The sequence below is a fragment of the Microvirga sp. CF3062 genome (assembly GCF_036314045.1).
GTDB lineage: Bacteria > Pseudomonadota > Alphaproteobacteria > Rhizobiales > Beijerinckiaceae > Microvirga.
The window spans coordinates 200278-213448 of sequence record NZ_JAYGGN010000006.1; the positions used below are offsets into that span (position 1 = coordinate 200278).

Annotated in this window: 11 protein-coding genes and 1 tRNA gene; 6 read left to right on the forward strand and 6 right to left on the reverse strand. The window is 59.9% G+C overall.

Features of this window, described 5'->3' with window-relative positions; all coding sequences use genetic code 11:
• The first annotated feature begins 292 nt into the window (after positions 1–292).
• From VB618_RS12855 to VB618_RS12865, 3 genes are all read left to right on the forward strand, one after another.
• The gene (locus VB618_RS12855; RefSeq protein ID WP_329797058.1) at positions 293–1855 is read left to right on the forward strand and encodes a 2-isopropylmalate synthase; all 1563 of its coding nucleotides are present in this window, start codon (positions 293–295) and stop codon (positions 1853–1855) included.
• A 287-nt stretch (positions 1856–2142) separates the two neighbouring features.
• A tRNA-Lys gene (locus VB618_RS12860) sits at positions 2143–2218 on the forward strand.
• A gap of 1122 nt (positions 2219–3340) precedes the next feature.
• Entirely contained in the window at positions 3341–4561 is a 1221-nt protein-coding gene (locus tag VB618_RS12865; protein ID WP_329797059.1) for a multidrug effflux MFS transporter, read from the forward strand.
• Between the two features lie 183 nt (positions 4562–4744).
• On the opposite strand, the gene VB618_RS12870 is transcribed toward VB618_RS12865, so the two are convergent.
• The 5 genes from VB618_RS12870 to dctP all read right to left on the reverse strand — a co-directional run bounded on the left by VB618_RS12870 (position 4745) and on the right by dctP (position 9018).
• A complete protein-coding gene (locus VB618_RS12870; protein ID WP_329797060.1) occupies positions 4745–5647 on the reverse strand; it encodes a shikimate dehydrogenase in 903 nt (300 codons plus the stop codon).
• A gap of 5 nt (positions 5648–5652) precedes the next feature.
• On the reverse strand, positions 5653–6093 hold the full coding sequence (locus VB618_RS12875; protein ID WP_329797061.1) for a type II 3-dehydroquinate dehydratase: 441 nt from the start codon (positions 6091–6093) through the stop codon (positions 5653–5655).
• A gap of 28 nt (positions 6094–6121) precedes the next feature.
• Positions 6122–7423, reverse strand: a complete 1302-nt coding sequence (locus VB618_RS12880) for a TRAP transporter large permease (protein WP_329797062.1) — start codon at positions 7421–7423, stop codon at positions 6122–6124.
• Positions 7420–7938 (reverse strand): TRAP transporter small permease, encoded by a 519-nt coding sequence (locus VB618_RS12885; RefSeq protein ID WP_329797063.1) that lies wholly within the window; start codon positions 7936–7938, stop codon positions 7420–7422. The genes VB618_RS12880 and VB618_RS12885 overlap by 4 nt, the downstream gene beginning before the upstream one ends.
• Before the next feature lie 87 nt (positions 7939–8025).
• Entirely contained in the window at positions 8026–9018 is a 993-nt protein-coding gene (dctP, locus tag VB618_RS12890; RefSeq protein ID WP_329797064.1) for a TRAP transporter substrate-binding protein DctP, read from the reverse strand.
• A gap of 197 nt (positions 9019–9215) precedes the next feature.
• Here dctP and VB618_RS12895 point away from each other — a divergent pair, with 197 nt between their 5' ends.
• From VB618_RS12895 to VB618_RS12905, 3 genes are all read left to right on the forward strand, one after another.
• Positions 9216–9884, forward strand: a complete 669-nt coding sequence (locus tag VB618_RS12895; RefSeq protein WP_329797065.1) for a GntR family transcriptional regulator — start codon at positions 9216–9218, stop codon at positions 9882–9884.
• A complete protein-coding gene (locus VB618_RS12900) occupies positions 9881–10561 on the forward strand; it encodes a GntR family transcriptional regulator (protein WP_329797066.1) in 681 nt (226 codons plus the stop codon). Before VB618_RS12895 ends, VB618_RS12900 begins: the two co-directional genes overlap by 4 nt.
• 67 nt (positions 10562–10628) lie before the next feature.
• A complete protein-coding gene (locus tag VB618_RS12905) occupies positions 10629–12515 on the forward strand; it encodes a bifunctional sugar phosphate isomerase/epimerase/4-hydroxyphenylpyruvate dioxygenase family protein (protein WP_329797067.1) in 1887 nt (628 codons plus the stop codon).
• A gap of 59 nt (positions 12516–12574) precedes the next feature.
• Here VB618_RS12905 and VB618_RS12910 read toward each other — a convergent pair whose 3' ends face one another.
• Positions 12575–12958 (reverse strand): hypothetical protein, encoded by a 384-nt coding sequence (locus VB618_RS12910; RefSeq protein ID WP_329797068.1) that lies wholly within the window; start codon positions 12956–12958, stop codon positions 12575–12577.
• Between the last annotated feature and the right edge of the window lie 213 nt (positions 12959–13171).

The window sequence follows — 13171 nt, forward strand, 5'->3', positions numbered from 1 at the left end:
CATTTGTTTCAACAGCTTGCCATTCGAGTGGAGCGCCGTTACAAACGAGCCCGTTGTTCGCGGCTTAAAGCCCGCGGCCGAGGAGGATTTGGGCAGCGATGATCATCGGCTCCCCCAGCGCAAGGATGAACGGCACCGCTTCCGCGGCCGGTCGTGCGCGTCTTCTTGGCCTCCTTCTCCTTAGCTGCCCCTGAGGGTCGTCTGGGCGTTGCCGCCTGGGCTCTCAGGGGTTCTGAAACAGCAGGAACAACCTTGAGCCCTAAGGCTCTTCCCTCCGAGAAGGACTAGACTGATGACCGCTTCCGTATCCGGCTCTTCCAAGGACCGCGTTCTGATCTTCGACACCACCCTGCGCGATGGCGAACAATGCCCCGGCGCCACCATGACCCTGGAGGAGAAGCTCGAGGTTGCGGAACTGCTCGACACCATGGGCGTCGACATCATCGAGGCAGGCTTCCCCATCGCATCGAACGGCGACTTCGAGGCCGTCGCCTTGATCGCCAAGCGGGTGAAGCGGGCGACCGTCGCCGGCCTCGCCCGCGCCATCTCGGCCGATATCGCCCGCGCCGGCGAGGCCGTGCGCCATGCGGCGCGGCCGCGCATCCACACCTTCGTGTCCACCTCGCCGATCCACCTGGCGCATCAGATGCGCAAGTCGGAGGAGGAGGTGCTGGAGATCATCACCACGACGGTGACCCAGGCGCGCAACCTGATCGAGGACATCGAGTGGTCCGCCATGGACGCCACCCGCACCCCGATCGAGTATCTGTGCCGCTGTGTGGAAGCCGCTATCAAGGCCGGCGCCACTACCATCAACCTGCCGGACACGGTGGGCTATGCCACGCCCGACGAATACCGCGCCATGTTCCGTGCGGTGCGCGAGCGCGTGCCGAACGCCGACAAGGCGATCTTCTCCGCCCATTGCCACAACGATCTGGGCCTCGCGGTCGCCAATTCCCTGGCGGCGCTGGAGGGAGGCGCACGGCAGATCGAGTGCACCCTCAATGGCATTGGCGAGCGCGCCGGCAATGCGGCCCTGGAAGAGATCGTCATGGCGATCAAGACCCGCGGCGACGTGCTGCCCTACGACACCGGCATCGAAGCCACCATGCTGACCCGCGCCTCGAAGCTCGCATCCGCCGCCACCTCGTTCCCGGTGCAGTACAACAAGGCCATCGTCGGCCGGAACGCTTTTGCGCATGAGAGCGGTATCCATCAGGACGGCATGCTCAAGAACGCCCAGACCTACGAGATCATGACGCCCGAGAGCGTCGGTGTGTCCAAGACCTCCCTGGTCATGGGCAAGCATTCCGGCCGCGCGGCCTTCCGCAACAAGCTGGAGGAGTTGGGCTACAGTCTCTCCGACAACCAGTTCCAGGATGCCTTCGAGCGGTTCAAGGAACTCGCCGACCGCAAGAAGCACGTCTATGACGAGGACATCGAGGCCCTGGTCGATCAGAACATCGCCATGGCGCATGACCGCATCAAGCTGGTCTCGCTCCATATCGTGGCCGGAACTCGGGGGCCGCAGCGAGCCACCATGCGGCTCCAGGTCGATGACCGGATCGTCGTGGAGGAGCAGGAGGGCAATGGCCCGGTGGATGCCACCTTCAACGTCATCAAGGCCCTGGTGCCTCACGAAGCGGTGCTGGAGCTCTACCAGGTGCATGCAGTCACCGAGGGCACGGACGCCCAGGCCGAGGTCTCTGTGCGCCTCTCGGCCGACGACCGCAGCGTGACCTCCCGCGCCGCCGACCCCGACACCCTGGTCGCCTCCGCCCAAGCCTATCTCGGAGCCCTCAACAAGCTCATGAGCCGGGGCGCCCGCCTGCACGCCCAGCACGCAGCTGAATAATCAGACGGAAAGGCCCGCCCGGCGAGCCTTTTTGCTCGGGTCTTACCCGAGCCTCGAACCCTCAAGCTTGAGGGTTCGAGGCAATCGCTCTGGTAGACGCGCCTTTCATAGGCTTGGCGAGATTGGCTCGACGCTGCACAATGGAGTAAAGCTCAGTCTCGCCTCGCTCATAGAAAATCCGCCTCTAGGCAGAAAACCTTGCTTGAAGGGCTAGACAGGGAGCAAGCCGTTTGTTAAACGCACGGCCTCTTCAGCGGACATCGCGCCGCTGAATTCGCTTCGGCGACGGGTGATTAGCTCAGTTGGTAGAGCAGCTGACTCTTAATCAGCGGGTCGTAGGTTCGAGCCCTACATCACCCACCAAATTCCGCAAGAAAATCAAGAATTATTCTAAAATACGCTGGTTCGAATTTGGAGCGGTGCGGGCCGCTTTACAGACTTGGTTCTCTTTTCCCTTTCGCGGTTGCGCATTGCAGTTCCCGCAAGTTTATCATGCCGCTAAATAGTGGGAAGCCAGGATAGCCTTGACATCCTTCAATGAGTGGCTGGCAATGAATGCGACTTCCGGCCCTGTGAAGCCCGCTATCGCAAGGCACGTGACAGTCGATTGTTCCCTTCAGTATCGGTAGGAACGTGACGGCGCAGCACGACGCCTGGCTGAGATGATCCCGCAGAGTAGGATCGGCCGGCATGCAGACATAATAGCCATACTTAAACGCTTCAGCTTGGTTGCCTTCGTCATAGGCAGATCACAGGAGGCGCAGGAGATCGCCTTCGTGAAGGCAGCGCAAGTCTGATGGCCCAGGTTCCGGAACGATGAGCGTTGCTGTGGCATTGCCTCGTACCTTCATCAACACACACAGGGATGACAGCAGCCATGTTCGACAATCTGCCTGCGGTGTTGCTAACACTCTTTTTGGCTGCGTGCGTCCTCTGGCTGATCTGGCAGGCGTTCCGCCGTCTTTTGTCGCCTCGGAAGGAAAGGCTGGAGCCTTCTCTTGCAGACGAACCCGGTGATGGCCGGGTCGAGCCGACTAGCTCTCGGGCGGCAGCCACGATGTCGACCATTCCGGATGCAGCCGACGTCCTTGCTCTCAAAGCCGCCATCGATAACTTGGCGCGGCAGGTTGCTGCGCTGGAGAAACGTCTCGCGAGCGGTCCAACAAGCCTTCCACCCCAATCTTTGTCGAGTGGCAGGACCGTCGACCAGAGCCCCGTGATCCCATCCGTCTCGCCAGACCATAGGATTTGATGCGGGATTACCGGTATATACCCGTTACATAGTCCCTAAGCGGCGCCGGGCTTGCATGGCGACTATAGCCCTTTGCACCTCACCCGTTGACCGTTGAGGTGAGCGCATAACTGTCTTGTGCCTACTGAAGAGACCAAGCACTGTCATGACCTTACATCCGATCTAGCTTGTGCAATATGAATGCCCCATCTGCCAAGCTGGCTATGGGCAATGTCGAAAGCGATCTACAAGTTATGAACGATACCACTGCCGCAGTGGCTCAGCCCGCTGTGAAGCCTGGCTTTATTGCGCTTCTCATCGCTGTGTCTGCTGTGAGCCCATTGGGCATCAATATGTACCTGCCCTCAATGCCCGGAATGGCGCGGGCGCTTGGCGTCGATTTCACCACCATTCAGCTTACCCTGTCGCTCTATCTCGGCGCGATGGCCTTGGGACAGCTGATCATCGGGCCCCTATCCGACAGATTTGGTCGTCGCCCCGTGCTTCTGATCGGGCTTCTCACTTTTGTGGTGGGCTCTGCCATCTGCCTGTTGTCTCAGAGCATCGGCGTCCTGATCTTCGGTCGCATCGTGCAGGCAATTGGAGGCTGCGCAGGCATTACCCTGAGCCGCGCCATCGTGCGTGATCTCTTCGGGCGCAATCAGGTGGCCAGCATGATTGCCTATGTCACCATGGGAATGGCAGTCGCTCCCATGATCGCACCAACCATAGGTGGTTTGCTCGAAACGTTTTTCGGATGGCGCGCCTCGTTCGCTTTTCTGATGGGATTCGGTGGGCTCGCGCTCTTTTTTGCCTATTCGGGGCTCAGCGAAACAAACCACAATCGTGCCTCAGGGGAGACTGCCCACGAACTCCTGCAGGGCTACTCGAGCCTCTTTCGGTCCCGCCAGTTCTGGGGCTACACACTGGTGACCAGCTTCGTATCGGCCATGTTCTTCGCTTTCTTGGCGGGCGCTCCGTATGTGATGATCGAGCTACTGGGGCGCAGCCCAGCGGAGTACGGGTTCTATTTTGCCATGGTGCCGTGCGGCTACATCCTCGGCAACTTTGCCACGGGCCGCATAGCAGGCACGATGGGGCCGAACCGGATGATCCTGGCAGGCACGCTCCTGTCGCTCATCAGTATCGCGGGCATGGCTTTCTTGATCGCTTCAGGCTTCCTGTACCCGGTCGCTCTGTTCGGGCCAATGCTTTTCATCGGCGTGGCGAACGGGCTAGTGCTGCCGAGCGGCATTGCGGGTGCTGTAAGCGTAAGACCGGATCTCGCGGGCGCCGCTTCAGGCTTGTCGGGAAGCTTCCAGATTGGTTTTGGCGCGCTTGTCGCTCCCATCGTTGGCGCCGCACTCACTTCGACAGTCTGGCCGCTGATCGTGATCATGACGATCTGCTCATTACTGGCAATTGTCTCGTTCGCACTGGTTGCAGGTCAGCGCATGCAAGCGAAAGGCAGCTAATCTATCTAATTGCCGTGGAGCCGGTCTTATGGTTCCGGAGCGACGCTCGTTGCCTGCAAAGGCTGATCCGGATACCGAGAAACCTAACATTCACAACTGCTCGGTCCAGGATCTTCAGTCTGCTGAAGCTTGTTCCTGACGTTGACCCAGTGATAGACCGGTATGTGCCATTGCCCCTACAGGTTACATCTCGGTGAAGTGCCGGAGCATCCGTCCTGCATCTGGGTCTAAACCTGTGAAGAGCTGGAAAGCGCCGACGGCTTGAAAGACGGCCATGCCGCCACCCGACATGGTACGGCAGCCACAGGCGCGGGCTTGGCGCAGCAGCTCCGTCTCCAGAGGGAAGTAGACGATATCGGCAACCCACAGTTCGGGGCGCAGTAGGTTAGCGGGTACCGCCATACCGGGATATTTCTCCATGCCGAGCGGTGTGGTGTTGACCATGCCGTCAGCTCCAGCCATTGCATCAGCGACCGAAGAACTGACAGACGCGCGGCCTTCACCGAACCGTTCCCGTAGGGCGGCAACCAGATCTGCGGCACGGGTTTCATTCGTGTCGATGATGATAACTTCACCTGCCCCAAGCGTGAGAAGGGCATGTGCAACTGCAGCGCCAGCGCCCCCGGCGCCGAATTGAACGACCCGATCGCAGCGCACGTCGGACAATTCACGCCGGAAGCTCTCGGCAAAGCCCCACCAATCGGTATTGTGTCCAACGCGACGGCCGTCTTTCAGCACGACCGTGTTCACGGCCCCGAGAGCCGCCGCTTCCGGCGACAACTCGTCGAGAAGGGGGATCACGGCCTGCTTGCATGGATGTGTGATGTTGAGCCCGGCAAAGCCAAAGCGTTGGGCGGCCGTGAGGATCTCCGGTAGTGCGCCTGCATTGAGGCCGAGCGCCTCTAGGTCGATCAGCTTGTAGACATAGAGCAAGCCCTGCTCGGCTCCCTCCTGCTCGTGGAGGGCAGGCGTTCGGGAAGCCTGAATGCCGGTGCCGACCAATCCGACGAGGACGGACTGATGGCGCCGCGAACTTGCGGCTTCACCGGTTCGGGAACATGGCTCGTATGAAGTGGAGCTTGCCATAAATGTCAGGTCTTTGCCCGTAGCATGCCGATCATGGCGCGCACGGCTACCGGATATCCATCGGTGCCAAGGCCTGCAATGACGGCTGTCGCAATCGGGGAAATATAGGATTTGTGATAGATCGGTTCGCGCTTGTGGATGTTCGAGATGTGCAGCTCGATCATCGGGCCTGGAAACATCTTCAGGGCATCCATGATCGCCATGGAGGTGAAGGTGAAGGCCGCCGGATTGATAATGATGCCGCCACCCTCGTCGATCGCCTCATGCACCCAGTCGATGATTTCGTACTCGCGGTTCGACTGTCTGAAGACGATCGAGTACCCTGATGCCGCCTCCCGGCACATGGCCTCGACTTCGGCCAAGGTTGTGCGACCGTAGATCTGCGGCTCCCGGGTCCCCAATCGATTGAGGTTCGGGCCGTTGAGAATATAAATCGGCTTGCTCATTGGTATCCGTCTCCGAAAGGGAGCAGGCTCATCCCTGGTAGCCAAAGAGGCGCGGCAGCCAGAGCACGGTTTCGGGAACGAAGGTCATGATCCCCAATGCGACGATCATGGCGAACAGGAAGGGAAGCGAGTCGCGGACGATGTCGCGCAACGGCTCTCCGGAGATGTTCGCCATGATGAACAGGAGCAGCCCATAGGGCGGCGTGATGAGGCCGATCATGATGTTGACGACCACCACCACGCCGAAATGCACGAGGTCAATGCCCAGCGCCTGGGCTGTCGGGATGAAGACCGGCACCACGATCAGCAGGATCGCCGTTCCCTCCAGCACACAGCCCAAAAGCAGCAGCAGGACATTCACGAAGATCAAGAAGCCAACGGGAGATAAGTCCCACCCTGCCAGCAGCGCCTTCACGCCTTCCGGAATGTTCTCGACCGTGATGACATAGTTGAACACGAGCGCGCCGGCGATCAACATGCCGATGGAGGCCGTCGTCCTGGCGCTGACGGCAAGCGCATTGTAGAAGTCGCGCCAGCTCACGCTGCGATAAAGCCCCGCCGATATGAGAAGCGCGTAACCGGCCGCGACAGCTGCGGCCTCTGTCGGAGTCATTACGCCGCTGTAGATGCCGCCAAGAAGGACGACAGGCATCATGAGGGACGGGAAGGCCTCCCAGGTGATCCGCGGAATCTTGCGCAAGGGGACCGGCTTCTCGACGGGGAAGTTCCTCTGCCGCGCATTCATCGCAACGATGATCATCTGGCTCAGGGCCATCAGCAGGCCCGGGACGACGCCACCCAGGAAGAGAAAGCCGATCGAGGCGTCAGAGACGAGAGCGTAGAGCACCATCGGAATGGATGGCGGGATGATCGGTCCGATCACCGATGAGACAGCTGTCAGCGCAGCGGCGTAACTTCCCGGATACCGACCGTCGCGGGTCATCATGGCCTGCATCATGCGTCCCGTACCGGCGGCATCGGCAATGGCTGAGCCGGACATCCCGGCGAAGATGATGCTCTGCAGGATGTTGACCTGGGCGAGGCCGCCGCGGAAGCGGCCCACCAGGGCATTGCAGAACGCCATGAGGCGGTCCGTCATGCTGCCGATGTTCATGAACTCGGCGGCGAGAATGAACAGCGGAACCGACAGAATGACGTAGTTGGAGTACATGCCGTTGAGCAGCTGCTCTGCGGCCGTTCCCATGTCCAGCCCCGCCAGGAGCAGGTAAAGGATCGAGCCGGCGATCATTGCATGACCGATCGGCAGGCCGAGAAAGGCGAGGGCGGTGATCGCGACGAGCGAGATCGAAAAGGGGCTGGTCAGGTTCATACGCCGGAGCTCGCTTTGGTGGGATCGAATTCATCCGGCGCCACGCCCCGCATGGCCTGCCAAGCGATCCAGATGTAGCGAATAATGGTGGCGATGGCGAAGACGATGTAGATCGAGAACAGCCAGTCGAACCTGATCTTGAGGTAACTTGTCCTCTCCACCTTCATGAAGGTGACGTAGTCAACGATGGCCGGGAGCGAGATGGCGTAGAGTGCGATCACGGCGAATGCGCTGATGAGCGCCATCACTCGCCGAGGTCCAGGACCGACAGCCCCATAGATGATGTCGAAGCGGATTTCCTCACGTTCGCTGACGACGAAGGCCGCGCCCCACAGGACGAGCCAGAGCCAGAGGACGACACTGATCTCGTGCGTCCATCCGATTGGAAGGCCCAGGAGATACCGGAAGGCGATCTGCAGGAGGAAGGCAGCGAACATTGCGGCCAGCATGGCGGCTGCGATGTTCTCCGCGCGCCGGGCGAGCCACGAGCCGGTCGCTCGCGATGATGAGGTCATGAGAGGCGTTCCCTTCGCGAGAAGGCGCTGAACAATCGTCAAAGCTCGGCCGCCAGAATGGGATATCCTAGCGGCCGAGTTCAGGCTTTACATTGCGTTGATCTTGTCGACCATGCCGGCCGGCCAGCTCTTCGCCAGATCGGATGCCAGGTACTTCTTCTGCGCGAATTCGCGGAAGGCCTTCAGGTCGGGCGTATAGACCTCGAGGCCTTTCTCCTTAAAGAAGGTCGCGAGCTGCGTCTCCTGCTTCAAGTGCTCCTGCGTGCTCCACTCGATCGCCTTGTCGGCGGCCGCCTGGAAGGCAGCCTTCTTCTCTGGCGACAGGGAGTCCCAGACCTTGTTGGACACGGCCAGAACGTCAAAGCCGACGAGGTGGGAGGTCAGCGCGATCTGCGACATCACCTCGTAGAACTTCATGTTCTGCACGTTCGGCAGCGGGTTGTCCTGGCCGTCGATGGCGCCCGTCTGCAGCCCCGTATAGACCTCAGCATAGGCCATCGGTGTCGGGTTCGCGCCTAGGGACTGACCGAGGAACTGCCAGGCGTCGCCGCCGGGCATGCGCAGCTTGATGCCGGCAAGATCCTCAGGCTTGGTAATCTTCTTGTTGGGCTTGAGGCCCACATGCCGGGCACCGAAATAGGTAGGGCCGAGGATGTGGATGCCGAGCTTTTCCGAGGCCATCTTCTTAAGCTGCTGGCCCACATCGCTGGCAAACACCTTCTTCAGGTGGTCGGCATCGCGGAACAAATAGGCCGAGGTGACGATGGACCATTCCGGAATCTGGTTCGAGATGTCCTGCGGGGCGATGTTGCCCATCTCGAGGTTGCCGCGCTGCATGGCGACGAGCTCGGTGCCCTGCTTGAACAGAGTGCCGCCGTAATAAGGCTGGAGGTTGAAGCCCTGCGCCTTCACCGCCTCGCCGAGCTGCTTCATCATGTTCGCTCGGATGTCCTGCTCCGAGAAGACAGCCGAGAATCTCAGGTTCGTTGGTGCTTGTGCGGCGGCTGGCCCAGCCGCGCCCCATGCCAGAAGGGCAGCACCTGCAGCCATCAGGACGCGCCGATTGATATCAAATCCCATTGTTTCCTCTCCTTCAAGTTACTGCGCATTGGTCTGCGTCTTGGTGGCACTATCAGCTCGGATAATTATTAAATCAATAGGCATTATCAAAATCATCTGATATTTTATCTTTCAACATACGAATTAGGGCCATCCTTTAAGTTGGAGCAGCTCTGTGAGAGTCCATTGATGTCAAGCCATGAACCAAGGGTAGCCCGATGAGCATCGAGCTTCTGGCAACGTCCATTGCAGATCGCGCCCACGACCGAATTCGGGCCGATATTGTATTCGGTCGTCTGGCCCCTGGAGCGCGCCTCCGGTTGGATCGGTTGGCGAGCGATTATGGTGCGAGCGTCAGCACCCTGAGGGAGATCCTCAGCCGGCTCTCGTCAGAGGGTCTCGTCATCGCCGAGGGCCAGCGAGGCTTCCGGGTCGCTTCCGTATCGCCTGCGGGATTTGAGGATGTGGCGGCGATGCGGCTGCTCCTTGAGACCCATGCGCTTCCTCTCTCCTTTGCAACTGGCGACCTTGAGTGGGAGAGCCGCGTCGTGGCCGCCCATCACAAGCTGGCGTTCATGGAGCGGCGGATGATGACCGGAGATCAGGAGGGACCCGAACTCTGGAAACGCTATGACCGCGAGTTCCACCAGTCCTTAATCGAGGCCTGCGGCTCCCAAACCTTGCTCGATCTCTACGCCGGCGTGTTCGATCAGTATCTGCGATATCAAATGGTGGCAGTAGTGTTTCGCGGAGAGATCGCCGCCGAAGAGCATAGAATTCTCCTGGATTGCGCCATGACGCGCAATGCTGACAAGGCGTGCGCGGTGCTCACCCAGCATGTGAACGGATGCGTGGCTTATACGCTGAAAAGGGGAGTGCTGAAATGAGCGACGACGTGCACGTGTTGCCTCAGCCTTCGACGGTTGGGGAAAATGCCTATCAGAAGATTCGGTCCGACATCGTGTTCGGCCGGCTTCTCCCTGGCAAGAAGTTGAAGCTCGAGCGCCTGAAGGAGGATTACGGCGCTAGTGTCAGCACGCTCCGAGAGATCCTCAACCGTCTCCATTCCGAGCGACTCGTGGTTGCCGAGGGTCAGAAGGGGTTTGAGGTGGCGCCTGTCTCGATCGCGAATTTGCGGGAGATCGCCGCGCTTCGGCAGCTTCTCGAGGGTCGGGCGCTGGAGCAGTCGTTCCGGGTCGGTGATATGGAATGGGAGGGCCGCATCGTGGCCGCCCACCATCGTCTCGCCCGGATGGAAGAGCGGATGGCTCAAGGGGATAGATCCCATACCGAAGAATGGAAGCGTTACGACTGGCAGTTCCACCAGGCGCTCATCTCCGCCTGCGGGTCGAAGATGCTGATCGACAACCACGCCGCGGTCTTCGACAAGTATCTGCGCTATCAGATGATCGCCCTAAGCTATCGCGGCGACATCGCCGCCAACGAACATGCCGAACTTCTGGAATGTGCCCTGGAGCGGAACGCAACGCGCGCCTGCGAAGTGCTGACGCGCCACGTTGCCGGTGGGGTCGAGCACGCGCTTGCTACGGGAACTATCAGCTGACGACAGAAGGAGCGGGCCGGATCGGAAACACGCTCCCTTACATGCAAGAGGAAATGGATCGACGAGCATGCGAAAAGCCATCGCCACCGTCTGCCTGAGTGGAACCCTGACTGAGAAGGTCGAAGCCATAGCGGCTGCGCAATTTAAGGGCGTGGAGATCTTCGAGAACGATCTCCTCTCATTCAACGGCGCGCCTGCCGAAGCGCGACGCATGATCGAAGGCCTCGGGCTCGAAACCGTTACCTTTCAGCCCTTCCGTGATTTCGAGGGCATGCCCGAGCCGCAGCGATCCAAGGTGTTCGCCCGAGCCGAGCGCAAGTTCGACGTGATGGAAGAACTGGGCTGCGATCTCCTGATGGTGTGCAGCAACGTCTCACCGGACTCGCTTGGCGGGATCGAACGGGCCGCTGCGGATTTTCATGAGCTCGGCGAACGTGCCGCCAAACGCGGCATAAGCGTCGCCTTCGAGGCCCTCTCCTGGGGGCGCCACATTCACGATTATCGCGATTCTTGGGAAGTCGTGCGGCGCGCGAACCACCCTGCGGTCGGGCTCGTGCTCGACTCCTTCCATGTGCTGGCGCGGGGAACAGATCTATCGGCGATCCGCGCCATCCCACCAGACAAGATCTTCCTCGTGCAAATGGCCGACGCACCGAGGCTCGATATGGATTACCTGTCCTGGAGCCGACACTACCGTTGCTTCCCAGGACAGGGCGATCTGGCGATCGACGACTTCATGGACGCGCTGCAGGCAACAGGATTCGACGGACTGCTGTCCCTGGAGATCTTCAACGACCGCTTTCGCGCAGGATCTGCGCGCAGCGTCGCTATCGATGGGCAGCGTTCGCTCATTGTCATGCTTGATGAGCTTTATACGCGAACAGGGGTGGCTTTTCCTGGAAGTCAGGCTCTCCCACCCAAGGCCATGTGCTCCGGTGTGGATTTCGTCGAGTTCGCCGCGGACGAGCGGAGCATCGATGGACTGGAGCGGACCTTGAGTGGACTTGGCTTCCGAAGAGCCGGCCTTCACCGCTCGAAAGCTGTAACCCGCTGGCGTCAGGGGGACATCAACATCGTCGTGAATGCGGACAAGGAGGGCTTCGCCCATTCCTTCAACATCACACATGGCACCGCCGTCTGCGCTCTTGCTCTGCGCGTCGATGACGCTCTGGGAACTGTGGACCGTGCCGTGACGCTCCTGGATCAGCCCTTCCAGCAGCCGGTCGGGCCCGGCGAGATGAATATTCCTGCCGTTCGAGGGCTTGGCGGGAGCCTTCTCTACTTCGTGGATGAGAAGGCTGGGCTTCACCGACACTGGGACATAGACTTCGAACCAGTCGATACTGACGACTTTACCGGAAGCGGTTTGAACTTCGTCGATCATATCTCGCAATCGATGCACTATGAGGAGATGCTGACCTGGCTTCTGTTCTACACATCGCTCCTTGATGTCAGGAAAACGCCGGTTCAAGCGGTGATTGACCCAGGTGGCGTCGTGCAAAGCCAGGCTATCGAGACCCGCGATGGCTCGCTGCGCCTGATTCTCAATGCCTCCCAAAGCCAGCGTACCCTGTCGTCACGGTTTCTGAATGAGCTCTTCGGGTCGGGAGTTCAACACATCGCGCTTTCAACCAGCAACATCTTTGCGACCGTCGAACACCTCAAGGCAAACGGCGTCGATCTCCTGCCGATTCCGGAGAACTATTACGACGATCTCGAGGTGCGGACCGATCTCTCCGCAGACGATGTGGGGCGACTGCGTGAAGCCAACATCCTTTATGACCGTGAAGGGCAGGACGAGTACTTCCAGGCCTACACCAAAACACTGGCTGGCGGTTTCTTCTTCGAGATCGTGGAGAGGCGCAACTATAGAGGTTATGGTGCTGTAAATGCTCCCATACGGCTCGCATCCCAGACGCATTTAGCTTCGGAAGCAGCACCATCGGGACTCTGAGACTGGAGTCCGCCGAAAGCAGAATGGAATGCACTTGCCGATAGAAGTCTTCGAAAAACCTAGCTTGGCTTATCCGGATGCCCAGCTGGAAGCGTAAGATGTTCGTTCAGGATCCGCACGATCCCGACAACATCCTCCCTGGGAATCGCGAAAGCGAGGGGGCCGTAAGATGGGTGGTCGAATGCGAGCAGCGAGCCGTCAATGCTTGCGACCTGCACATACCAGGGTGGCTCGATTACGGTTTCCACGGCCTTTCCATCGAGCGGAAGTTTCTGTGAGCCCTCGACCATGCGGGACCTCGCCTGGCCCAGCAACTGGATCAGCTTCGTCAGCTGGTTGAGGTCAAGCCCGACCGGGTGAGACGGGCCTGCCGTCGAACCGATCTCGATCGCTACCGTCTGCCGATCGTCGGAGACCTTCACGCCAACCCGCACTTCGGCCATGACACACGCCTCCATCCTCATTGGGGTCATGTGGTTCAAAGCGGTCAAATCAACCAGGCACAGCCCGAATGGGCTTTCTGTACCGCTAAAGTGGTGGAGCTGCGCCGCGACCGATCCTTGCGCGAGGGGCTAGGTGCTCGCCATTGAGGTAGAGAAGGGTAGGCTTTCAAGCTGGCAAGCCCTGGGAGCGCCCGGGTCACTTTCCTCGATCGG

Bases quoted from the DNA above. Each gene is read 5' to 3' on its own strand.
- VB618_RS12900 (WP_329797066.1), top strand. From the start codon at position 9,881: ATGAGCGACGACGTGCACGTGTTGCCTCAGCCTTCGACGGTTGGGGAA.
- VB618_RS12870 (WP_329797060.1), bottom strand. From the start codon at position 5,647: ATGGCAAGCTCCACTTCATACGAGCCATGTTCCCGAACCGGTGAAGCC.
- VB618_RS12855 (WP_329797058.1), top strand. From the start codon at position 293: ATGACCGCTTCCGTATCCGGCTCTTCCAAGGACCGCGTTCTGATCTTC.
- VB618_RS12880 (WP_329797062.1), bottom strand. From the start codon at position 7,423: ATGAACCTGACCAGCCCCTTTTCGATCTCGCTCGTCGCGATCACCGCC.
- VB618_RS12875 (WP_329797061.1), bottom strand. From the start codon at position 6,093: ATGAGCAAGCCGATTTATATTCTCAACGGCCCGAACCTCAATCGATTG.
- dctP (WP_329797064.1), bottom strand. From the start codon at position 9,018: ATGGGATTTGATATCAATCGGCGCGTCCTGATGGCTGCAGGTGCTGCC.
- VB618_RS12885 (WP_329797063.1), bottom strand. From the start codon at position 7,938: ATGACCTCATCATCGCGAGCGACCGGCTCGTGGCTCGCCCGGCGCGCG.
- VB618_RS12895 (WP_329797065.1), top strand. From the start codon at position 9,216: ATGAGCATCGAGCTTCTGGCAACGTCCATTGCAGATCGCGCCCACGAC.
- VB618_RS12905 (WP_329797067.1), top strand. From the start codon at position 10,629: ATGCGAAAAGCCATCGCCACCGTCTGCCTGAGTGGAACCCTGACTGAG.
- VB618_RS12865 (WP_329797059.1), top strand. From the start codon at position 3,341: ATGAACGATACCACTGCCGCAGTGGCTCAGCCCGCTGTGAAGCCTGGC.
- VB618_RS12910 (WP_329797068.1), bottom strand. From the start codon at position 12,958: ATGGCCGAAGTGCGGGTTGGCGTGAAGGTCTCCGACGATCGGCAGACG.